Below are 21349 nucleotides of genomic sequence, written 5' to 3' on the forward strand. Positions count from 1 at the left end.
TTTTCTGTTTATTTTTTTATCTCAGCGTACACTGAATCTGTATTTTTTTCTTGTGGGTTGATTTTGGTGCCGTCTCGTAAAGATTGAAAACCTTCTAGAACGACTTTGTCGCCAGCTTTAAGGCCCTTCGTTACCACATAAAACTTGCCTTTGGTATTTTGCATCACTTCTATAAGTGTGTTCACTACTTTGGCAGAATCGCCTAAAACGTACACAAATTTCTTCCCTTGCAGGTCGGTAGTCGATTTTTGAGGAATTAGTATTACTTCATCAATATGTTGTGGAATGCGCACAGAGGCACTGGCCCCATTTTTCAATACAGCTGCCGGATTTGGAAACGTAGCTCTTAAACTTACCGCACCAGTACTTTTATTGATCTGACTATTGATTGATTCTATTTTTCCTTTCTGAGCATAAACAGATCCATTTGCTAACACCAAGCCTACGGGAGGGATATTTCTCATTTGTTCCGCCAAGGTTTTGCCTTGATAAGTATTAGAAAAATCAAGTAATTGCTTTTCGTTCAAAGAAAAATAAGCATAAACTTTGCTGGTATTTGAAACGGTGGTAAGGGGTTGTGCACTTGTTCCGCTTACTAAACTACCAGTTTTAAAAGGTATAGCCCCAACAACTCCATTAACAGGGCTGGTAATTTTCGTATAGCCTAAATTTACCTTTGCATTAACCAACGCTGCCTTGGTTTGTGCTAATGCAGCCTTTTTACTTTGTAAGGTTAATTGTGCCGATTCTAATTCATATTTACTAATGATGTCCTTTTCAACCAGTGGTTTTGTTTTATTAACTTGGAGTTGCGCCGCATTTACGTCTGCTTCTGCGCTACTGATTGCTGCACTAGCTGTTCTAACCTGTTGTTCGTATTGCGGAGCATTAATTGTAAACAAAAGCTGTCCTTTTTTGACTAACGCACCTTCATCAACGTAAATTCTTTCAATAAACCCGTCAACTTTTGGCCTTATATCTACATTTTCAATGCCCTCAATTGTCGCCGGATAATCAGAATCAAGTGTAGTCGATTGGGGGTTGACTTCAAATACGGGATAAGGTTGAGGCGTACTTGCGGCAGCGGCTGCCTGCGCCGCTTTATCGTCTTTTCCTCCACACGATGCAAGCATAGCGCCTAAGCATAAAAGGATTGAAAAGTGTATTGTTGTCTTCATAATTATATAAGATTTATGTGTGTTCATTATTTGCTTATTGATAAACCATATCAAAAATGAGCTGCTTGCGCTCTTTCATTAATTTCAAATATTCATTGTCATTAATATTGTAAAGTGATTTATTTAAGCATGTAGTAATTAAGGGATAAGCCATTAGAGCAAATAAGTTCATTAGAAAATGGCGTGGATCCATTTTTTTTATGCGCCCAAGTTCCATCTCTGCTTTAATCTCTGCTAGGAATTGTTTGATTCTATTCTTCTTTTCTTCTGGAACAGTTTTCTCGGTACGCTTAAATTCAGTCACTACATACATTTCTCTATACGGAAACTTCATCGCTTGATCCATAAAGTCATTGATCAGTCGCTGGACTTTTTCTTTGAATGCTAATTTCGCAGAAAAAACTGAATCCAATACCGCAGACATTTCTGCTCTGGCTTCATCGGCAACCTGCTCAAACAAAATATCGCGCGATCTAAAATAATAATTAACCAAGGTTCTGTTCACGCCAGCAGCATCCGCAATATCTTGCGTGGTAGCATGTAGTTTACCTTCTGAAAAGAAAATTCGCTTGGCAGTATCCTTAATTAATTGCTCCGTTCCGGTATCTCTTTGCGCCATTTACAATTATGTTTAACAATTTTGTTAAACCAAAAGTATACATATATGCAGAACTAATTTATACCTATCGAAATTGTCGCTAATTTATGACAGAGGATTGATAAAGTAATTGATAAATATTTCCGCGATTACCAGTTAACAGCACCAATTTACCATTTTTCGCTTTTTGAATGGCATTAAAATTTAAAGTAGAGATATTGGTCCAGTTTTGACCACCGTCTATTGAATAATCAGTGCCTGAACTCCCTGTGGCAACCCAAAATTGATCTTTGATATGTTCAACAGCCGATCTATATCCTAAAACAGGCGTTGCAGGTCTAGTCCATTTTTTACCCCCGTTTTTGGTCAATAACACATTATTACTGTTTTCTTTATCCTTTAAATAATTGCCCCCTACTACAATACCTCTTTTGTTATCTGCAAAAGCAATAGAAAACGGACCGGTACTACTTTCACCTTGTATAATCGGACAGCTATAGATTTCCCATTTTTTTCCATAATTGGGAGAATAATAAATGTTAGAAACTTTCCCCCCGCTAGCTATCCATACCTTACCGTCGTCACTGGTTCTGATTGTAGTACCACTTGCAGCAAAACCCGCTTCCCCAATCGCGAGATCTTGTTTTAAATTAGCCGAAATATCATTCCAGGTTAGGCCACCATCATTAGTCTTCAATAACTGCATTTTATTATTGATCGGATCGCCAAAAATGATTCCTTCGTTCCTGTTCCAAAAGCCCATTCCGTCTAAAAAGATTAAAGAGTCAGCATTTTTATAGACTTCCTTCCAGTGCTTTCCCCCATCGGATGTAATGAGAATATATGCCGGTGAACCTGCATTTACCACAATTGCATGCTGATCATCAAATGCTTCAATATCTCTAAAGTCTAACTTTTCATAACCTTTTGGCTGAGTCCACTCCCACGTTCCCCCACCATCTTTGGTTTTACCAACATGGCCATTGCTGCCACTTACCCATGCTACTTGATCAGATACAACTGCAATGCCACGCATACTCGTATTTTTGCCTGTAGTAAGTTGTTTAAGAGAGTATTGCTGTGAAAAGCAAAACAGAGGGAATAAAAACAAAAATAGGAATAGATTTTTCATAAAAAGGTTGATTGTATGATTGATTATTTAACTCTTTTCCAACTTTCTGAACGTCCAATTAAAGAAACGCCGATATAGCCCCGAATATTAAGTTGACCATTTTCTTTCAGGCTCAAATTACAGGAATAAGTTTTACCAGTCTTGGGATCATAAACAGTCCCATCTGTCCAACGCCCATCTTCAAAAACAAAGTCTTTTAAAATTTCTAACCCTAAAATGGGTTTTGACTTTAAATTGGCGTTTGGATTTTTATGATCTGTTTTGGGCTTTCCCGCTTGATCATTTGGTTCTTTAACCCACACAAGTTTACCGAAATATTTATCCGCTCTTTTGTAAATCTCAATCTGTCCCTCTCCTGTAGCATTAAGCCACTTTCCTAAAACCGCATCTTTATTTTGAGCAAAAGCAGTCGCCGTAAGAGCCAGTAAAAAGAGTATAAAAGATAATTTCTTAATCATAGGGATAATTATATGCTCCTATAAAGTTAGTAATCTTTTTAAAAAATAAAACCTTCTCATCAGATAAGACTAAGTCTATACAGGAATAATTAACTCAGGCAAAATGGCTGCCTCGAAGCCATGTGCAGAAACGATTGCTATGACCTCAGTTGTAGAAACTATCCCCCATGTACACTTAATCCTTAATATCTTGTCACAATCATCCAATGCAAAATTGGCTCGATAATGACTAAAACTACGGTGGATCTCGTCGATTATTTCTTGCGCATCTTCGGTTTCGGTCACATTGGTTTTAAAAACTTCTACCATATTTTTTTGATATAGCTTATAGGATAATGGGTTTCAATATAGTTTTAAAAATTTAGCAATTTCCTTTAATTGACGGGTATGCCTTTGCGTGTGGTAAATCACAAAATATATGGCTTCTAACCTTGTTAATAACTCAAAAGAAGGTAATTCAAAATCCAAACAGGTTCTCGAAAGATCAAGTGCAGTAATCGCATTGAGACAGTCATTTTTAATATTGCTGATAATTTCGACTTGTTGCTGCTGATCATAAGGGCCAATGGCAGGTAAAATAAATACCGGCGACTTCATCTTTAATTCAAAATTTAAAAAAAGAGATTTCAACCTGCTAAGCTGTTCATCTATAGCCCTAGTTGTTTCCTTTGTAGATCCATTTAATATTGCAGCAAAATTTTCATTTGCCAGGATAAGATGCTGAACAACCTGCGCTGGTGTCCAACTGTCATTAAAAGGTACCTCATTAAAATTCTCACTTTTAAATAAGCTTATTACATTTTCTAAATCAGAAAATGTTTGGGTAAAATCATTTAATACTATTTGTCTTTCCATCTTACATATATTTCATAGCTTCATAATTCAATAACCTACGCCATAAGGCAATTTGACCGATACAATTTGCTTCTCTATACATTTGAAAAGAAATCATTTCGTACATCGGAAAGCTCATTTCCGGAAATTCAAGTATGCGATCAAGTTCTTCTTCAGTTGCCTTAAGTAAGTGCTCTTTCAAATCTGGGGAGATCTGTTTCCAATCGTTTTTATAAGAATCCAAAGAGGGATAAACTGCGCCTTCTTGGATACCTTTATGATCTTTGAAAAGTTCGTTAGCCGACGACTTCAAGCTTGAGCCAAATAAATTAGCTAATTCGTACCGCTCTTGAACTAAACTACCAGCAAGCCACGCAATATGATTTGCTTTGGTACCCAAACGATTTAAAGAATTCTCATCTGATATTCCTTCCAGGGCATTGTTAAAATAAGTAGTATGCAAATCGAATAAATCTATTAATGCATACAATCTGTTACTGATTGGTGCTTGTTTCATGGTCATTGGTTTTAATAATACTAAGATATTACATCTTAAAACATAAATTGATAGCTATTAAAGTCAACAATAGGGGGCATTTGCGACAAAATCCCTATCTTTAATCAATAATTATTTAACAATGAGGAAAATAGGCGTGTTATTAACCAAAAACTATAAACTCCTGAGCATTGCGGCTATTTTGGAGGTATTCGAAACTGTCAATAAATTTCATGCTGATGAGCAACAAGAAATCCCATTTAAAATTAACCTTTTAGGGGTAGATAATGCCATTGAAAAAGAGGCCTTTGGCTATCCAATAAAATCTATTCATGATTCAGAAACAGTAGATTTAATCCTAATTCCGGCATTTACTTCTCCGAATATGCCAGAAACTTTAAAAGAAAATAGTATCTACATCCCTTACCTCCTTAAACAGTTTCAAAAAGGAGCAAGTATTGGCACTGTATGTACTGGTGCATTCTTGCTTGGCGCAAGCGGATTATTAAATGGAAAAATCGCCACTACGCACGTCGACGCCTGCAGTACTTTCGCACTCGCCTTTCCAGAGGTGAAATTAAAGGCCGACAAGACAGTAACACAAGATGGCAGATTGTACACAAGTGGTGGGGCAACTTCATCTTTTCACTTGCTTCTGCATATAATTCACGAGTTTTGCGGGAATCGAATGGCAGTTAAAACCGCCAAGCTTTTTGCAATTGATATGGATAGAGATAAGCAATCATACTTTAGCACATTTCAGCCTTCAAAAAACCATAAAGATGAGCTAGTCGCCTCGGCACAGCAAAAAATAGAAAGCAATTATCACGATACAGCTACCATTGAAGAACTCATTAAAGATATCCCATCAAGTCGTAGAAACATCGTGAGGAGATTTAAGCAAATAACCGGGATAACACCGATTGAGTACCTACAACAGACTCGCATTGAAGCTGCCAAAAAGCTTTTGGAACGCACTACCCATCAAATGAATGAAGTTATATTTCAATCAGGATATAGCGATCCCAAAGCTTTTAGAAAAATGTTCAAGAAAAACGTTGGCATGACCCCATCCCAATACCGGGACAAGTTTCAAGTACGTTAATTATTGAATTTTTACGCCTTTCTGCTAATTCTGTGGCGGAAAGTTGAATGGTTTCCATGCGGGGTATTTTGTCAGTTCTTTTTTTACATCATCGCTGATTGGTATTCCCCAAATTTCCCAAAAAGGAGCTAAATCCCTTTTAACAACGTCTGAATAGGTTTTAACCCATAAGTCACGTTTTTTCTGATCGTTTAATCTCCTTATTTCGGAACCAATTGTCTGATATTCTTTAAAGAATGATTTAAAACTTTCCCATCCAAATCCTTCTTGCATCTGTCGAAACATGATTAACCCAAGAAAAGGATCACTTTTCCATTTCTCATAACTTGGTCCTTCGGCAAAATATTTTTTCATCATTTTTTGCGTATTCACACTTGAAACGCCGCTATGCGCATCATCCCTGCCTCCAATTAACCTGTCGAACATATACAGCGAGAAGAAATTATTGCTAACTTCTGTAGTTCCTCCAAACACCCAATTTAAATTTTGCATATTATGACCAATCTCATGAAAAAACCCCCAATTTGCGCCACCTTTACTCGGTTTCATCAGTAGTTCCGGATTAGCCATAATTTCATTGGACAACATTTTTCTCGTTGGCGAATGATGAATCATTATCGGATAGCCACTGTGCATATACCCCCCTCCAATGTGTTCATCAGGTACCATCCGTTGCGGGCGATAAAATGGAGCAGGTATATTTGCAAGATCCAGCTCTCCAAGTACAACCAAATCCCACAATTTAAGTACTTCTTCAGGGTTCTTAATGGTTTGTAAAACACTATCCGGCAAAGTTAAAATTACATTTTCAGTCGCCATTTCACCCCATGGAGCTTTATTGTTTTTCAATTGATTTTGCCAGTCGCTCACCGACGATTTACCCAAAACAAAAAGTGGTGCTTCGACTGCGTGACTGATCTTAACATCAATTTCCCTGCTGTCGGCTTTTGGCTTCACATTTATATAGATTAATCCACCAAAGGGTGATGCCAGCCTGTTTTTGCCAGTTTCCAGTTTTTGCTTCTTGGTGATAATCGGCATACGACGCCAGTCTTCTTTTCCGGCTACCCAAGTATTTAATCTATCACTATGCGCCCCGATCTGAACTTCCAGTTCTTTTACATTCGCATGCTTTGGCACATCAATTTCAACATATTCCCCGGCAACGGCATATAAACCTGTACTATACATTGTTGCATTATCATAACCAGAATAACCAAGTGTGGATACTATAGGGACCAGATTATCAGCAAGCTTTGTATGCGTTATTTTTACTGCTTTATTTACAAATTGATAACCTGATTTTACTGCACCTGGAAAAATATCAGACGAAGGCTGCGATTTGACACTTTTGTAGTCTGTGCTTTTCAAAATTTCGTCACTCCATTGTGCAATCGATTTTCTAAAAACAGTATCATTTTTTGACAAAGTTTTTGTCGGACTGATAAGCACTGTTTCGGGGTTTCTCATAACGTCTTGTGCAAAGGTGGTTAGGCCAGTTGCAAGTAGGATCATTGTAACTAATAGTTTCATTTGGTGAATTTTAATTTGGCTTAATGCGCTTATTTTTTAACAGTACCAAAATAACTAAACAAATTCTTTCTAAGTTCACTCAACTCCACACAAACGTTTGCGCTAACTTATCGGTATTTCTACCCATGTTTGTTTACCAATGAAGATTTAAAAAAAACACAAAACAAAATATTACCCGAACGGTTTATAATCAACTGACCATTACCTAAAAAACATTATTATGAAAATACCGAGCCTGTTATCGCTAGTTCTATTAACCGCAGTTATTTCCAGCTGTAATCCCAAGCCAGCTCCTGATAGTCAGAACGACTTAAATCAAATCGCAAAAGATTCAATTGATAACGACCTGGCGAGCGCCACACTTAAGAATGAATTTGTTGAACAGGCGGCAATTGGAGGTATGATGGAAGTAGAATCCAGTGCAAGAATGATTAAACATACTGAAAATCCCGATATTCAAACATTAGCTACCATCATGGTCAAAGATCATGGCGCAGCAAATGCAGAACTTAAAAGTATTGCCAAAAAGGAAGAAATTTTTTTTCCCCAAAGCTTACCAGCAGAAAAATTAGCTAAAATCAATACATTAGATTCACTCCAAGAGGAAACATGCAATCGCTTCTATGCCGATCTGATGGTTGAAGAACACAAAGCAGCGATAGCACTATTTTCTGCGGCCAGCGAATCCGAATCCAACCCTGAAATAAGGGCATTTGCTAAAAAACATCTTCCTATTCTAAAAGCACACTATGCTCACGCTATGAATACTCAGAAAATAATCCATTCAATTAAAAACGATAAAGGTGACCAAACGATAAAAACTAGCAAAGACAGACAATAATATTTTCATTTTTATGGAAACCTGATCATTTCAACATCTTTTTGTTATATTAATTACATAACTTATAGCTAATGAAAACCCAACCCTTTCTTTTTACGTCCTTATGTGCACTTAGCCTATTAATTTTTGGCTGCCAACAAGAAAAGCCCAAAGAAGAATTAATGGATAAAAAGCAAACTGTCTGTTATCAGGCAATTTCTGAAAAAGATACCGCATGGTTGTCGATTGATACTTCTAAAAAAATAATCAATGGCCTCTTAACCTTTAACTATGTCGACAAAAAAGAACGCTATGAAGGTCAGTTTAAAGGCGAAATGTATGGCGATACACTTAGGGGGCATTATGACTTCAAAATAAACAAGGCAGATCTTTGGAACCGCAATCCAGTAGCTTTCTTGAAAAAAGATGGAAAATTGACTATGGGCGTTGGGCAATTTATCCTAATCATGGGCTCAGCACATTTTGACAATCGCATTCCCATCGACTATGATAACGGAAGGTTTGTATTCTCAGAAACAGCTTGTAAAAATTAGCTCGTCCTCAATTTATCGGTTTTTCTTTTAAATTTATTAAGCTAATATTCCATTTGTTGCTGTTAAAATAATCGGCTGGCCATCCGTTACAACAATCGTATGCTCATGTTGTGCCATATAACCTCCTTTATTGCCAACCATGGTCCACCCATCGTTTTGCGTTTCCGCATAAGATGATGCTGTTGAGATGAATGTTTCAATCGCCACCACTGAATTTTTCCTAAATCTTCGCTGGTCATATTTGTTTTTGTAATTGAGCAATTCGTCAGGCTGTTCATGTAAGCTTCTACCAATCCCATGTCCCCCAAGATTTTTGATGACCCGATAACCTCTCTTTTTAGCTTCAGTTTCAATCAAAAATCCAATATCGGCTATCTTTGCCCCGCCTTTTATATGGCTAAGTGCCTTTATAAGAATTTCTTTCGAGGCATTCACTAATTTTTGATGTTGATGAATATCATTCCCGAGCACAAATGACGCTCCATTGTCCGACCAAAAACCATTAAGTTCGGCAGAAACATCGATATTGATCAAATCGCCATCTCTAAGAACTTTTTCGTCTGACGGAATACCATGGCAAATCTCATTATTTACGCTGATGCAGGTCCAACCAGGAAAACCATAGGTCACATAGGGTGCTGAATTTGCTCCAAATTGCGATAGAATTTTTGCCCCATACAAGTCGAGCTCCTTTGTGGTCATTCCTACTGCGGCATATTTCATCATTTCCTTTAAGGCAAATGCAACAGCCTCACTAGCTTTTTGCATCCCTAACAACTCCGCTTCTTTCGTAATAGACATATGGTTTTTATTATTGTTGTTTTACTATTCTTTAGCTGCAAATTTAAACTAAAAAAATGTTAATGTGGAAGTTTGTCTCTCCATAAGCCATAAACCCAAGTACCTGCAATGGCGCTGATAAGGGTAACTATAATTACGGTTGCGCCAGTACCAATTTGTGCAAAAAGCGGACCTGGACAAGCGCCGGTTATTGCCCAGCCCAATCCAAATAGTAGGCCCCCATATATTTGTCCTTTATTAAATTTTTTAGGATGGAATTCAATGGTCTCGCCATAAATGGTTTTAATATTGAATTTTTTGATTAGCCAAACAGAAATCATACCTACAATTACTGCACTGCCAATAATTCCATACATGTGGAACGATTGTAAGCGAAACATTTCCTGAATCCGGAACCAGCTTACTACTTCTGATTTAACGAAAACCACACCAAATAACACCCCTATTACCAAATATTTAATATTATGATACCATTGATGTTCTAAATGACTTTCGTTTACGCATATAGCGTCTAAAGAACGAACTTCAAAGTCTGTATTTGTATTTGGCTCCATCATAATTTTTAAAGCGATAAAATGTGAGGTAAAATTAAGTTAGCCATCATGAAACCGCCAACCATAAAACTTATTGTTGCAATTAATGAAGGCCATTGTAAATTAGAAAGGCCCATAATGGCATGCCCGCTGGTACAACCGCCAGCGTATCGAGTGCCAAAACCCACTAAAAACCCACCTACAACCATTAGCATCACACCTCTAAAGGTAAACAGCGAAGCCCAATTTATCACATCTGTTGGTACCAGATGATCATAGTTGTTAATTCCATAACCAGCTAATTCATTAGCCAATTTCGGGTTTATTTCAATAGGATTGGGGTTCGCTAAAAAATTTATCGCAACTGCGCCACCCAAAAATATTCCAAAAACAAAAACGAGGTTCCATACTTCCTTTTTCCAATCGTACTTAAAAAAAGGGATGTTTGCAGGGAAGCACGAGGCACATATGTGTCGTAATGACGAACTAATCCCAAAAGATTTGTTACCTAATATCAAAAGCGCAGGTACAGTTAATCCAATTAACGGCCCCGCTATATACCAAGGCCAAGGCTGTTTAAAAAATTCTATCATATTATAGGTTATTGTTTATTAACTTTTCTAAATCAGAAACTGGTATTACACCCGATTGGCACCATCGTATTTCTCCGTTTTTGAATAAAATCAATGTTGGAACGCTACTTACCCTATATCTGGCTGCAGCATTTTGATTTTTATCGATATCGATTTTAATAATGCTAGCTTTATCACTTACCCGTTTCTTTAGATCTGCTAACATAGGGGCCATCATTTTACATGGACCACACCATTCGGCAAAAAAATCAACTAAAACTGGTTTATCTTGATTGATGATTTCTTGAAAAGTCATATTATCATTTACTTTTTGTCATTCACTGGTTTGTTAAAATCTTATTTACATCTTGCCAAGCGCCCCCATCCAACACTTGTGGATATCCATTTTGTGCTAATATGCTCTTAGCCGTACTACTTCTGTTTCCGCTTCTACAAAATACCACAATATTTTCTTTGCCCTTAAACTTCGCTAATTGCTGTGTTAAGCTATCCAAGGGAATATTTACTGCCCCTTTTACGCTACCCGAAGAAAATTCTCTTGGACTACGAACATCTACTAAAAATGCTCCTTTATTAATCGTTTCAGCCAATAGTTTATTGTCTGGAGTACCAAACAGTAATGAAAAAAATCCCATTTTATATTATTTTACCTTCGTTAGCTAACCATTCCTTCATACCACCTGAATAATTTTTTATTGTATCAAAGCCGTTTCTTCTTAAAATAGCGTAAGCTATTGCAGATCTATCTCCACTTTGGCAATAGACCACCACTTGTTTTTCTTTACTAATTTTATCTAGGTCATCTTGTAGCGTGCCCACAAATATATGCTCTGCACCTTCAATATGACCCTCATTATATTCTTTTAAACCACGTACGTCTATTATTTGCACATCGTCGTTACCTACATAAGTCTTAACTGTTTCGAGATTAATCACATCAGCTGTTTGCAACTCAATTCCTAGATCTCCAACACCACTTACAAAGCCATAAATATTGTCTAAGCCAATTCTCATGAGCTTTCTGGTAATTTCCTCCATTTCATCAGCTTTAGCAACTAGGATAAATTGCTCCTGATAATTTAAAAACCATCCAGCCCATGTAGATAGGCTATTATTATGCTGAATGTTGATGCTACCAGGAATAAAACCTCCGGCAAAATCTACTTTATTACGTGTATCAATGACTTTGATTCCATCGCCGTAGGCCTGTAAAAACTGTGCCGAACTTAGCTCTTGATGATGAGGTATTTCGACCAAAAGTGGGCGGCTTACTTTATTAAGATATTTCATCATGGCAAAGTATTTTGGTGGCTCAGGTTGTCCTGCTAATAAGTAGTCAACAAAGCCCTCTTCATTGTTTTCATATTGAAAGGCCCAATTTCTTATTTTTTCGTAACCTACGGTTGAGCTTGGTACAGCGCCAAGGGCTTTTCCACAAGCAGAACCTGCGCCATGACCGGGCCAAACCTGCACAAAAGAAGGCAGTAAAGCAAAACGTTGAATAGATTCATACATCTGTTTGGCTCCTTTTTCTTGCGTACCAATTAAGCCAGCAGCTTTTTCCAGTAAATCTGGACGTCCGATATCACCTACAAAAACGAAATCTCCGGTAAAAATCATTACCGGTTCATCGCTGGCAGGATGATCAGTTAGCAAAAAACTAATGCTTTCTGGAGTGTGTCCTGGCGTATGTAATACCTCTAATGTGAGGTTTCCAACTTTAATTTTGTTTCCATGCTTTAAACCTGTATGAGCAAATTGATATTGCCAATCGGCGCCGCCCTCGTCCGATAAAAAGAGTTGTGCACCCGTTACAGCTGCCAATTCTCTTGATCCTGTTAAGAAATCCGCATGGATATGCGTTTCAGTAATGTGCGTGATTTTAAGATTGTTTTGTGCAGCAATTTTAAGATACACATCCATATCGCGTTGTGCATCAATTACAATGGCTTCGCCAGTCGCTTGGCAGCCAACTACAAAGCTCGCCTGAGCTAAGCTTTTATCATATACGTGTTGAAAAAACATAATATTAGATTTTATTATTATAGTACAAAAGTGCTACTCTTAATTTTTCTATACCGCTACTTAAGTTACATAAGAAAAATTATTTCAGTATTGTTTCTTTAACTAGGATATAAATACCCATTACCAGCACAAACCAACCAAATGCGGGTTTTAATTTTTTGCCATCTACTTTGGTCGATAAATACATCCCAATAAAAATTCCCGCAATTGCAATTAGGGTTACGGTAAGTAGAAATGTCCATTCGATTGGATAATGTCCCAACGAAAAACTAAAACCCATGAGTGAGTTAACCGCAATGATAACTAGGGAAGTACCAATCGCAGTTTTCATGGGTAACTTTAGGAGGTTAACTAGAGCGGGGATAATTAAGAAACCACCACCTGCACCAATAAGCCCGGTTACAGCCCCCACATTCAGGCCTTGTGCCACTATCCAAATAGTATTGGAAGGCTTAGTAATGGCAAACCCCTCTTCTTTATCTTTTTTAATCATGCTATAGGATGCAAAAACCATCAGCACCGCAAAAAATACCATAAGTAAAATAGATCTACTAAGTTCAAAACTTCCAATATTCATCACATGTTCGGGAATGAGAGGAAGAACATAATGCCGTACTAAAAAAACAGCAATTATGGATGGGATGCCAAAGAATAGTGCAGTTTTAGTATCTATAAATCCTCTTTTAAAATAGGAGAATGAGCCAACTAGACTCGTAGAGCCAACTACAAAAAGCGAATAGGTGGTAGCCAGCACTGTATCAACGCTAAATAAATAAACCAATACCGGGACAGTTAGAATACTGCCACCACCCCCTATTAATCCGAGTGAGATGCCTATAAGAATCGAAGCCGAATATCCTGTAATTTCCATTGCTAGATTTTATAATTCAAAGCTAGCTCAAATCAATTTAGGTTACGGTTACTTAAGTTACACAAGTGTAATTTTATTTCTGCCCAACTGAACGATACCATTATCTTCCAATTGCTTCAACAGACGAGAAACGACCACTCTTGCGGTACCGAGTTCATTAGCTAATTGCTCATGTGTAATTACAATGGTCTTGTTGTCGGTCAAATCAGTCTTCTTATGCAGCAAGTTTAGCAATCGTTCGTCCACTTTCCTAAAGGCGATAGCATTTACAATTTCCAACAGTTCTTCAAAGCGTTTATGGTACAGGCGAAAAATATAGTCGAGCCATTGTGGATATTCCTTGATAAAAAGAGAAACCTTATCTATTGGAAGAAATAAAATCTCAGCATCTTCTTCTACTTCAGCTTTTACTTTGCTGGTTTCGTTATGCATACCACCTAAGAACGACATAATACAACTTTCTCCAGCTTTAATATAATACAATAAAATCTCTCTCCCATCTTCTTCAGTACGGATTACTTTCATACTTCCCTTAATCACAATTGGGATAGCTCGGATATGGGCATTTTCATTTAAAATAATACTACCCGCTTTATATTTTTTCTGAATACTATGCTGATATAATTTAGCAATTAGTTCTGGCGACGATTTGAACTCTTCAATTTGGTTTAGGTGTTCCATAAGTAAATGTATGTATTAAAGCAACAGAAAATAGATGGAAGGCGAATAAAAAAAATAGCTAACAAGATCAGATCAGCCAGCTTAACAAAGCCTGTTCAGCCTGATGAAATTCATCAATACAATCTTTCAATGTTTTAATGGCTATTACGAACATAAACAAGGCACGAAATTGTAGTATGTTATCCCTTAAGCATTGAGTACTCGACAAATCACGCCCTCGCAATTCAAGTAAAAAACCGCACTTTGAACACTCAAAGTGCGGTTGTACCGATCAGCAGGAATACTTTGAACATTTAAATCGCTTTTTATTGCTTATTGAGCCTATCATCGAGGATTTAGAGCGAAAAAAATTCATTTAATCAGAGGTCAAAAATCAAGATAAATTTTGATTAGACTACTTTGACCAGATTATAATAGAACAAAAAAGTTGGCAATATCCAAATAAAGTAGTTTAGTATTGGTTGTTGGAAATTTTCTAAAAAATTAATGAATATTGTAAGTAATTTCGGGTACTAGTTTTTAATATTCTGTATGTCGATTATACCCGTTAATTATCATCAAACACTAGCTGAATTAAAGCAGAGAATAAGTATTACTAAATACAAAAGTCTTTTAGCTGTTAATCAGGAACTGATCTTGCTATACCTTGATATCGGTAGGATACTTTCACAAAAGCTTAAATCAGGATGGGGAGATGGTGTAGTTGATACCTTAGCAAGTGATATACAGGCCGAATATATTGGTTTAAAGGGTTTTTCATCTCGTAACCTACGCAGAATGAGACTTGTATACGAATATACCAAAGGGAATGAATTTTGGACACAGCTTGTGTCCAAAATTCCATGGGGACATACCAACCTTATATTTACCAAGGTAAAAGAAGAAAAGCAAAGAATATTTTACTTGCAGATGTGTAAAGAAAGGGGTTGGAGCAGAAGCATACTGGAGGAAGAAATCAAATTTGATAGCTATAGCAAGCAAGAGAACTTTCAGCATAATTTCCTCAAAACATTAAATGAAAGTGAACTAAGCGAGCATCGCCTTGAATTTCGGGATGAATACAACCTCTCTTTTCTGGAGTTGGAAGATACGCACACAGAAAAACAACTTGAAAATGCAATGGTCGAAAATATAACTAAAACTCTTGGCCAATTTGGAAACAATTTTGCATTTATGGGCAGGCAATTCAGATTGGAGTTAGACGAAAAAGAATATTTTATTGATTTGTTATTCTATCATCGAAAACTTAAACTGATGGTGGCTTTGGAATTAAAAACTACAGAATTTAAACCAGAACACAGCCAGCAATTAAATTGGTATCTGCACCTGCTGGATAAAACTGTAAAATATCCTGAAGATAACCCAAGCATCGGTATCTTATTATGTAAAAGTAAAAGCAAACTAACGGTAGAATATGCGCTTGAACTTGTAAATAAACCAATGGGCGTAGCTACATACAATTACAGGCAGTTACCAAAAGAAATTGCTAAATATTTACCAACTGAAGAGGATTTTAATAGAATAATTGGCGGTATACAAGAGTAATATGTATGCTTAAAGAACCAGTAAAAAACGAAGCTGTTTCATAATTTCACTTTCAACTCTCATAATTAATCTATTATGGCTCCATGTCAATTTGCTACAAACTGTGTAGCAAATAATGCCTCAATCATTACCGCATTCAAAGCCATGTAAGGGTTTTATCTTACCGAAGCTAATATACCCCAGATTCTTCGATCTAGTTATCATACTTCAATTTAAGGAAAACAGTCGATGAGGCACTAATATAGACAAAGAACATAGTTGTTTACCATTACTTAGCAAGAAGTGACAATAGATTGATATCAGAAATGTATTACATATATTTGAGATTTAGTTTAACCTAGTAAAATAAATTAACATAATAATTAGATTATAAAGCATGAAAAAAGAGTGGATTCCTTTAATGATAAAGACAGGGAAATTAAAAATGGAATTCACAGATTTGCTGACTCATTATCTGATTGTTTTTTTCTTATTGATACCGTTGGCATTGAATGTATTTTATTTTATTCAAAAACATGTATTTCATAATTATCAAGGAGTAAGAAATCCAGATGAGACATTTATCCTTACTTTATCTTTCGGATTAATTGCAGTCTTATTTTATTTCATCCAGAACAATAGACTCAAATTTAAAATAATTGAAACTAACCTATCAACAGAAAATATTAGAGCTGTTATAAAGCAAACAGCACAAACCTTAGAATGGCACTTGGAAATAAATAATGATAAAATGGTGATTGCAAGAACTCATCCAAAATGGTGGACAGGAAGTTGGGGAGAGCAGATTACAATTATTATCGATAATCCTCGAATAATGATAAATAGTATTTGTGATCCTAACAAAAAAACATCTGTAGTTTCGATGGGAAGAAATAAAAAAAACGTTAATAATCTGATTGAGAATATAAAATCTGCCACCAAGTAACGCCTCTGCAAAAATGTGCAAGCGGTCTGCCTACACAATTAAACTATTTATAACAGCCCCATTGGTCAATAGGCACGACGCCAATTGGAATAAATAGTTCTAAGCTAATCTGCTCATCCCCCTTTACCAGACTGGACCATTAGCAGGAATACTTTGAACAAGGCTGAGGCACAATATAAGGCCGATTTTGAACTAAAAAACCGCACTTTGAGTTGTTCAATGTGCGGTTGTACTCCAGGATGACTTTATCTTAAACGACTTAATCGAAGATTTGCAGAAAATTGCTGCTTTAAATGACCCCAGTGCAATGTAGAAAATACAATCGTAGCTTAATAATGAACTCTCTTAGCAATAGTATGATGTCCTATATTGTCAGAATACAGGTTTAATTTTTTCCGATGTTCACACCCGATTTGGAAAAAGTAGAATCATTCTTAAAAAGCTGTAGAAATTATTAAAGCCCACCGTACAGAAATGACCGAAGAAGCTACAATAGTTCTAGATTTCAGGAAAAGATTGTTAAAAGGTCTATTCACGAACTAAGTGGATTTTTTTAATCAGTCCTCCCGCAAAATATTTCACTTTTCTATTATTCTAAATAATACTTGATATTAATTAAAAATTATTCCGATATTTGCGTTAACAGTACACGCCACGCTACATCATAAGAACAGCGTACCAGGGCGTGTCTTTTGCTTTAAGGACATTTCGTTCCGAGAAAACACCTACTGTATGTACAACAAAGCTCCCCTTACCATAAACCAGCAAATCGCTCAATTGCGAGCCCGCGGCCTTGAGATCACAGCTGACGACAATGCTCCGCACTTCCTTTCCCATATAAGCTATTATAGGTTGGCCGGTTACTGGTGGCCAATGCAGGCAGAGCCGAAAGAAAATCATATTTTTAAGCCCGACAGCAAATTCGCGGACGTAATCTCTCTCTATAATTTCGATAGGGAATTCCGCATAGTTGTTTTTGATGCCATAGAAAAGATCGAGATCAGCCTTCGCACCAAGCTAATCTACCACCTTTCACATGAGTTCGGTCCTTGGTGGTTCCAGAACCTGGAAATCTACCAGAACGGCATGGAAGCAGCAAAGACCTTAGCTACATTGGGAGAAGAGATAGAGCGTTCCAAAGACGCTTTCATCAAGGAGCACAAGAGAAAATATAAGGACGACTTACGCTTTCCACCATCATGGAAAAGTCTTGAGCTCACAAGTCTTGGTGCACTCTCAAGAATATATGGAAACCTGAAGAATACTATTACCTCGAAAGACACCATCGCGGCTGAATTCGGCGTTGTGAATCACACTTTTCTTCCAAGCTGGCTCCAGTCAATTGCCCAGATAAGAAACTACTGTGCTCATCACAGTAGACTTTGGAACCGAAACCTTCCTTCAACGCTCAAATTGCTACCAAAGCCACCAAATCCATGGATTGCAGATGTCCCAACACAGACCGACTTCCCAAAAATATATGTGCACTTGTGCTGCATCAAGTATTTACTTAATGTGATCCAACCACAGAACAACCTCACTATCCAGCTCGCCGAACTCTTTGCAAAATATCCGAGTGTCGACCAGAATGCAATGGGAATGAAGCCCAATTGGCAACAGGAACCACTTTGGATATTCTAATCTCTACTTTAGCAAATCTTTCCCCGAACTATAGGTAATGTTTAAATGGCAAGATTCCTGTGGTGATGTTTTTTCCGGCAGTCAGCACCTCACCAATGGAATCGGCAAATCTTAGTGTCACAGGCTGCCCATCTGCAAAGATGCAGGCATTATAGTTGAGTTTTGTCAGTGCAAGAACGTCCTTACATACCTGTTTTATGTCCGCGTTACCTCTGGTAATCTCCACCGAAATGGGATTTGGAACTTCAAGCCCAATCTGCGTCTGTAATCTAGGCACAAAGCCTTTTGTCCATAAAAAAGCCTTATGGGTGCCAACCGTCATCATCATTCCTCTTGGAACGCAGAAAGAGAATTGCCTGTACAGCTTGAACGCACCAGAAGATTGGATTCTCACCCCGATAATCTTTGATTTTCCCTCAACAGCATCCGCAAATCCCTTCCACTCTTTATCGTCAAAATAGGTCTTTGCATGCACAAATATCTCTTTGGGATATTTTCCCTTACCAAGTTTTTCTTTGAAAACTTCGAGCGACTGGGTGATTAGATCAATAGCATCTTTTTCCGAAACGTGGAATTCCTTGGTCTTGGGATTGAAAAAATTCCCAATATTACCCCTGAAGACCATCCCATCGCCAGAATCAATGAACATCTGGGCTGCACAACAGGCACTTCTGTTATTCGGATCGTCGTTGAGCTTCTTGTATACCAAACCTAAATAGCAAACATCCTCACGTATATCTCCCAGGCGCCATGGAAGCCCGCCAACCTTGTAGTACATTGTAGTAGAGATATTCCAGGCCTTAGCACTATCAAAGACTGCCAATTGCTTAATTTTCTTTTCGTCCACTTCCAATTGTCGATATGCGATCGTACCCTCTCTTATGATTTGGGTGACTATTTTTTCCGATAGCAGTTTTGCCTTTAATTGATTATGGAAATTAATCTCGAAATCATAGGCGTCTCGAAGCTCTTCCATCTCCGGAAATAAAAGGGACTGGTTACCTTGTACCTGTTTTTTCTTCAACCCTAATTTTATGTTACCATCTGACTTGGGCAGCCGGCTCTTGGGCCTTCCAAACTTATAGATATCGTCCTGAATGACCACAAACCAAAGCGTTACCGGTCGTTCCTCTTCACGAACATACCTTGCAAGCGCATCGGCAAATAGATTCGTTAGGTTATGTACCCGTTGGTTTCCGTCCTCATAAGACAGGAATTTGTTCACTTCATTCTCACTAACTTCGATCTCAACGATATTCTCAAGATTGATATGTATTCCAAAGGCCGTTTCAAGCCCAGGAAAAAATGGCCTTGCCGTTTCCGAAGGCAGAACAGGTTCGTGCAGCTTTTGCAGGTATTCTATCATGTATCTTCGCTGGGTCGAACTACCTATGACCCCAATATTAACCTGGCCCTTTATTTTTCTGCTATCAAACGGTCCATAGAGCATTAGTCCATCTCTAGGATCAGCAGTAGTTTGCCCATGCCCAAATGACAATGTAGGTTCTCTTAGAAAGCTGAGCTCGGGTTGCTGTTTATAGATTTCAAAACTCTTCATCATCTAGATGGTCTAAGTCGGTTTCGTCAATAAAAATTTCCATTCTCTCTTTTTCTTTTGGATCAATGTAGCCATACTGCGACCAAAAGACTTCAGGAAATGCTTTCATTTCAATAGCAGAAGCACAATCGGTCCTCATCGAGACGCACGGATCTTCATATCTTTTCAGCGAAGCAAGAAAGGCGAGCATCTGGTCCCTCCATTCTTCATTAAACATGCGTCTTCCCTTTCGTCTACGGTGGCTATGTTGGACTGACTTACTCTCAATCGGAATCTTTCCATTGCTTGTAAAAAGGATATGGCTATTGATATGGAAACCTGGCTCTGGGTGCAGTACACTCCTAAATGATAGCGCAAAATGCCAGTTTCCGATTTCAAGATGTTTGCCTAAAAGGTTTTTTGTCTTTTTACGTTCCTGTTTTGCAAAATCAAATGTCACTTTTCCCTTGGGCAAACTTTCTATCGTATGAAAATAGATATTGTTCTTGTTGGAAAGCTCATACCAGGAAAGCCCTCTTTCCCTTAGAGAAACGTGAAGTGCCCTTTTGAGCAATCTCTTGAAATAGTTTGATGCATCAAGATAACTTGGGAAGGTATCCGAATCATATCCTGCAATGAGCTTTCCGATTTCCACATCAAATCGCTCAACATTTTCGATTTCGACCTTTCCAACAGGGCTGTCGACAATCCGATTGAGAATTTCACTAAAGCACACAATACAGTTTGCACCCCTGAAACTGATTATCTGATTGTTAGCCTTACTCACAGCAATAGCTTGCACTTCGTTAACAAATCTGAAAATATAGAAATGCTTGGGAAGTTTTTCAGCATTCCACCAATTGGTATAATATAATTCCCTCTTTTTGAACACTTTATTACCGGACAGATATTGAGAAAGATAAAACTTCGCAATCGCTGATTTCTCCCCTTCATAAGCTTTAACGATTTGATCCTTTTCCAGCTTTTTCACCAAAATACCTAGGCCAACGGCCCAGTTTTCCTCGAACGAAATCTGATTGGTATCTGCCGAGCCTTCAAAAAGACCCCTCGGTGCCCGGTCGATGTTAAGGATTGTAAAAAAGTCTTTGAGATCTGGGTTTTCAGCAGCGACCTGTTTCGCGAAATTAATCTCCGTAAGGATACCAGATTTAACCTCGATTTCTTCCCGCTTATAGACAATGTTATTTGAATAAACTAATAGGAACTTGACAGTCTCATATTTGATTGCTTGCTCAATATCCCCCCAAAAGTTTTCCCCGCCGAGCAGTTGATTTTTATCAATCCATACCTTATAACCAAGTTGTTCCAACCTGGTTGCCAGCCAAATGGTAAATTCGTTGTCCTCTGGTGTAGCGTGACTAATGAAAAGAGTATCACGGATCGTTGCTTTTTCCATTTGTGAAAGTTCACCAATTTAAAGCTTGTTTACCTATAATTTTTATTAACACTGTGTGTATTGTTAGTCAAT

24 protein-coding genes are annotated in these 21349 nt (G+C 37.6%); 6 read left to right on the forward strand and 18 right to left on the reverse strand.

Annotated features, from left to right (window positions below; all coding sequences use genetic code 11):
• Positions 1–8: 8 nt before the first annotated feature.
• The 7 genes from BM207_RS17615 to BM207_RS17645 all read right to left on the reverse strand — a co-directional run bounded on the left by BM207_RS17615 (position 9) and on the right by BM207_RS17645 (position 4717).
• Positions 9–1178, reverse strand: coding sequence for an efflux RND transporter periplasmic adaptor subunit (locus BM207_RS17615; protein ID WP_090997749.1), 1170 nt, complete (start codon positions 1176–1178; stop codon positions 9–11).
• A gap of 34 nt (positions 1179–1212) precedes the next feature.
• On the reverse strand, positions 1213–1797 hold the full coding sequence (locus BM207_RS17620) for a TetR/AcrR family transcriptional regulator (protein ID WP_090997553.1): 585 nt from the start codon (positions 1795–1797) through the stop codon (positions 1213–1215).
• Positions 1798–1876: 79 nt separating this feature from the next.
• The gene (locus tag BM207_RS17625; RefSeq protein ID WP_090997555.1) at positions 1877–2908 is read right to left on the reverse strand and encodes a WD40/YVTN/BNR-like repeat-containing protein; all 1032 of its coding nucleotides are present in this window, start codon (positions 2906–2908) and stop codon (positions 1877–1879) included.
• 23 nt (positions 2909–2931) lie between these two features.
• Entirely contained in the window at positions 2932–3366 is a 435-nt protein-coding gene (locus tag BM207_RS17630; RefSeq protein WP_090997557.1) for a DUF2147 domain-containing protein, read from the reverse strand.
• A 75-nt stretch (positions 3367–3441) separates the two neighbouring features.
• Positions 3442–3675, reverse strand: coding sequence for a hypothetical protein (locus tag BM207_RS17635; protein ID WP_090997559.1), 234 nt, complete (start codon positions 3673–3675; stop codon positions 3442–3444).
• Between the two features lie 33 nt (positions 3676–3708).
• The gene (locus BM207_RS17640; RefSeq protein WP_090997560.1) at positions 3709–4221 is read right to left on the reverse strand and encodes a DinB family protein; all 513 of its coding nucleotides are present in this window, start codon (positions 4219–4221) and stop codon (positions 3709–3711) included.
• Between the two features lies 1 nt (position 4222).
• A complete protein-coding gene (locus BM207_RS17645; RefSeq protein WP_090997752.1) occupies positions 4223–4717 on the reverse strand; it encodes a hypothetical protein in 495 nt (164 codons plus the stop codon).
• A gap of 121 nt (positions 4718–4838) precedes the next feature.
• Here BM207_RS17645 and BM207_RS17650 point away from each other — a divergent pair, with 121 nt between their 5' ends.
• Entirely contained in the window at positions 4839–5801 is a 963-nt protein-coding gene (locus tag BM207_RS17650; RefSeq protein WP_090997562.1) for a GlxA family transcriptional regulator, read from the forward strand.
• Positions 5802–5825: 24 nt separating this feature from the next.
• Here the strand turns inward: BM207_RS17650 and BM207_RS17655 are convergent, their stop codons facing one another.
• Positions 5826–7334, reverse strand: a complete 1509-nt coding sequence (locus BM207_RS17655) for a M60 family metallopeptidase (RefSeq protein ID WP_090997565.1) — start codon at positions 7332–7334, stop codon at positions 5826–5828.
• Positions 7335–7554: 220 nt separating this feature from the next.
• Here BM207_RS17655 and BM207_RS17660 point away from each other — a divergent pair, with 220 nt between their 5' ends.
• The gene (locus BM207_RS17660) at positions 7555–8175 is read left to right on the forward strand and encodes a DUF4142 domain-containing protein (RefSeq protein WP_090997566.1); all 621 of its coding nucleotides are present in this window, start codon (positions 7555–7557) and stop codon (positions 8173–8175) included.
• A 71-nt stretch (positions 8176–8246) separates the two neighbouring features.
• Entirely contained in the window at positions 8247–8708 is a 462-nt protein-coding gene (locus BM207_RS17665; protein ID WP_090997569.1) for a hypothetical protein, read from the forward strand.
• 36 nt (positions 8709–8744) lie between these two features.
• Here the strand turns inward: BM207_RS17665 and map are convergent, their stop codons facing one another.
• The 8 genes from map to BM207_RS17705 form a co-directional block, all read right to left on the reverse strand.
• Positions 8745–9509 carry a type I methionyl aminopeptidase gene (map, locus tag BM207_RS17670; RefSeq protein ID WP_090997571.1) on the reverse strand — a complete coding sequence of 255 codons (765 nt, stop codon included), beginning with the start codon at positions 9507–9509 and terminating at the stop codon, positions 8745–8747.
• Positions 9510–9568: 59 nt separating this feature from the next.
• Positions 9569–10066 (reverse strand): DUF6691 family protein, encoded by a 498-nt coding sequence (locus BM207_RS17675; protein WP_090997573.1) that lies wholly within the window; start codon positions 10064–10066, stop codon positions 9569–9571.
• 5 nt (positions 10067–10071) lie between these two features.
• Positions 10072–10635, reverse strand: coding sequence for a YeeE/YedE family protein (locus tag BM207_RS17680; protein ID WP_090997576.1), 564 nt, complete (start codon positions 10633–10635; stop codon positions 10072–10074).
• A gap of 1 nt (position 10636) precedes the next feature.
• Complete coding sequence (gene trxA, locus BM207_RS17685; RefSeq protein ID WP_090997579.1) at positions 10637–10930, reverse strand: thioredoxin; 294 nt, start codon at positions 10928–10930, stop codon at positions 10637–10639.
• A 22-nt stretch (positions 10931–10952) separates the two neighbouring features.
• On the reverse strand, positions 10953–11270 hold the full coding sequence (locus tag BM207_RS17690) for a rhodanese-like domain-containing protein (protein ID WP_090997582.1): 318 nt from the start codon (positions 11268–11270) through the stop codon (positions 10953–10955).
• 1 nt (position 11271) lies between these two features.
• Positions 11272–12660, reverse strand: a complete 1389-nt coding sequence (locus BM207_RS17695) for an MBL fold metallo-hydrolase (protein ID WP_090997584.1) — start codon at positions 12658–12660, stop codon at positions 11272–11274.
• Between the two features lie 79 nt (positions 12661–12739).
• Complete coding sequence (locus BM207_RS17700; protein ID WP_090997587.1) at positions 12740–13531, reverse strand: sulfite exporter TauE/SafE family protein; 792 nt, start codon at positions 13529–13531, stop codon at positions 12740–12742.
• A gap of 57 nt (positions 13532–13588) precedes the next feature.
• The gene (locus BM207_RS17705; protein WP_090997590.1) at positions 13589–14212 is read right to left on the reverse strand and encodes a Crp/Fnr family transcriptional regulator; all 624 of its coding nucleotides are present in this window, start codon (positions 14210–14212) and stop codon (positions 13589–13591) included.
• A 531-nt stretch (positions 14213–14743) separates the two neighbouring features.
• Between BM207_RS17705 and BM207_RS17710 the strand changes: the two genes are divergently transcribed.
• From BM207_RS17710 to BM207_RS17720, 3 genes are all read left to right on the forward strand, one after another.
• Entirely contained in the window at positions 14744–15757 is a 1014-nt protein-coding gene (locus BM207_RS17710) for a PDDEXK nuclease domain-containing protein (RefSeq protein ID WP_090997594.1), read from the forward strand.
• A 376-nt stretch (positions 15758–16133) separates the two neighbouring features.
• Positions 16134–16682 carry a hypothetical protein gene (locus tag BM207_RS17715; protein WP_090997597.1) on the forward strand — a complete coding sequence of 183 codons (549 nt, stop codon included), beginning with the start codon at positions 16134–16136 and terminating at the stop codon, positions 16680–16682.
• A 732-nt stretch (positions 16683–17414) separates the two neighbouring features.
• Entirely contained in the window at positions 17415–18323 is a 909-nt protein-coding gene (locus tag BM207_RS17720; RefSeq protein WP_090997600.1) for an Abi family protein, read from the forward strand.
• 28 nt (positions 18324–18351) lie between these two features.
• Here the strand turns inward: BM207_RS17720 and BM207_RS17725 are convergent, their stop codons facing one another.
• Both BM207_RS17725 and BM207_RS17730 read right to left on the reverse strand, forming a co-directional pair.
• A complete protein-coding gene (locus BM207_RS17725; RefSeq protein ID WP_218155074.1) occupies positions 18352–19884 on the reverse strand; it encodes an argonaute/piwi family protein in 1533 nt (510 codons plus the stop codon).
• Entirely contained in the window at positions 19868–21277 is a 1410-nt protein-coding gene (locus BM207_RS17730; protein WP_090997603.1) for a toll/interleukin-1 receptor domain-containing protein, read from the reverse strand. Before BM207_RS17730 ends, BM207_RS17725 begins: the two co-directional genes overlap by 17 nt.
• Between the last annotated feature and the right edge of the window lie 72 nt (positions 21278–21349).

Source organism: Pedobacter insulae (assembly GCF_900113525.1).
Classification (GTDB): domain Bacteria; phylum Bacteroidota; class Bacteroidia; order Sphingobacteriales; family Sphingobacteriaceae; genus Pedobacter; species Pedobacter insulae.

Bases quoted from the DNA above. Each gene is read 5' to 3' on its own strand.
- BM207_RS17730 (WP_090997603.1), bottom strand. From the start codon at position 21,277: ATGGAAAAAGCAACGATCCGTGATACTCTTTTCATTAGTCACGCTACA.
- BM207_RS17690 (WP_090997582.1), bottom strand. From the start codon at position 11,270: ATGGGATTTTTTTCATTACTGTTTGGTACTCCAGACAATAAACTATTG.
- BM207_RS17715 (WP_090997597.1), top strand. From the start codon at position 16,134: ATGAAAAAAGAGTGGATTCCTTTAATGATAAAGACAGGGAAATTAAAA.
- BM207_RS17615 (WP_090997749.1), bottom strand. From the start codon at position 1,178: ATGAAGACAACAATACACTTTTCAATCCTTTTATGCTTAGGCGCTATG.
- BM207_RS17650 (WP_090997562.1), top strand. From the start codon at position 4,839: ATGAGGAAAATAGGCGTGTTATTAACCAAAAACTATAAACTCCTGAGC.
- BM207_RS17680 (WP_090997576.1), bottom strand. From the start codon at position 10,635: ATGATAGAATTTTTTAAACAGCCTTGGCCTTGGTATATAGCGGGGCCG.
- BM207_RS17630 (WP_090997557.1), bottom strand. From the start codon at position 3,366: ATGATTAAGAAATTATCTTTTATACTCTTTTTACTGGCTCTTACGGCG.
- map (WP_090997571.1), bottom strand. From the start codon at position 9,509: ATGTCTATTACGAAAGAAGCGGAGTTGTTAGGGATGCAAAAAGCTAGT.
- BM207_RS17705 (WP_090997590.1), bottom strand. From the start codon at position 14,212: ATGGAACACCTAAACCAAATTGAAGAGTTCAAATCGTCGCCAGAACTA.
- trxA (WP_090997579.1), bottom strand. From the start codon at position 10,930: ATGACTTTTCAAGAAATCATCAATCAAGATAAACCAGTTTTAGTTGAT.
- BM207_RS17695 (WP_090997584.1), bottom strand. From the start codon at position 12,660: ATGTTTTTTCAACACGTATATGATAAAAGCTTAGCTCAGGCGAGCTTT.
- BM207_RS17665 (WP_090997569.1), top strand. From the start codon at position 8,247: ATGAAAACCCAACCCTTTCTTTTTACGTCCTTATGTGCACTTAGCCTA.
- BM207_RS17720 (WP_090997600.1), top strand. From the start codon at position 17,415: ATGTACAACAAAGCTCCCCTTACCATAAACCAGCAAATCGCTCAATTG.
- BM207_RS17625 (WP_090997555.1), bottom strand. From the start codon at position 2,908: ATGAAAAATCTATTCCTATTTTTGTTTTTATTCCCTCTGTTTTGCTTT.
- BM207_RS17675 (WP_090997573.1), bottom strand. From the start codon at position 10,066: ATGATGGAGCCAAATACAAATACAGACTTTGAAGTTCGTTCTTTAGAC.
- BM207_RS17655 (WP_090997565.1), bottom strand. From the start codon at position 7,334: ATGAAACTATTAGTTACAATGATCCTACTTGCAACTGGCCTAACCACC.
- BM207_RS17725 (WP_218155074.1), bottom strand. From the start codon at position 19,884: ATGATGAAGAGTTTTGAAATCTATAAACAGCAACCCGAGCTCAGCTTT.
- BM207_RS17700 (WP_090997587.1), bottom strand. From the start codon at position 13,531: ATGGAAATTACAGGATATTCGGCTTCGATTCTTATAGGCATCTCACTC.
- BM207_RS17640 (WP_090997560.1), bottom strand. From the start codon at position 4,221: ATGGAAAGACAAATAGTATTAAATGATTTTACCCAAACATTTTCTGAT.
- BM207_RS17710 (WP_090997594.1), top strand. From the start codon at position 14,744: ATGTCGATTATACCCGTTAATTATCATCAAACACTAGCTGAATTAAAG.
- BM207_RS17660 (WP_090997566.1), top strand. From the start codon at position 7,555: ATGAAAATACCGAGCCTGTTATCGCTAGTTCTATTAACCGCAGTTATT.
- BM207_RS17620 (WP_090997553.1), bottom strand. From the start codon at position 1,797: ATGGCGCAAAGAGATACCGGAACGGAGCAATTAATTAAGGATACTGCC.
- BM207_RS17645 (WP_090997752.1), bottom strand. From the start codon at position 4,717: ATGAAACAAGCACCAATCAGTAACAGATTGTATGCATTAATAGATTTA.
- BM207_RS17635 (WP_090997559.1), bottom strand. From the start codon at position 3,675: ATGGTAGAAGTTTTTAAAACCAATGTGACCGAAACCGAAGATGCGCAA.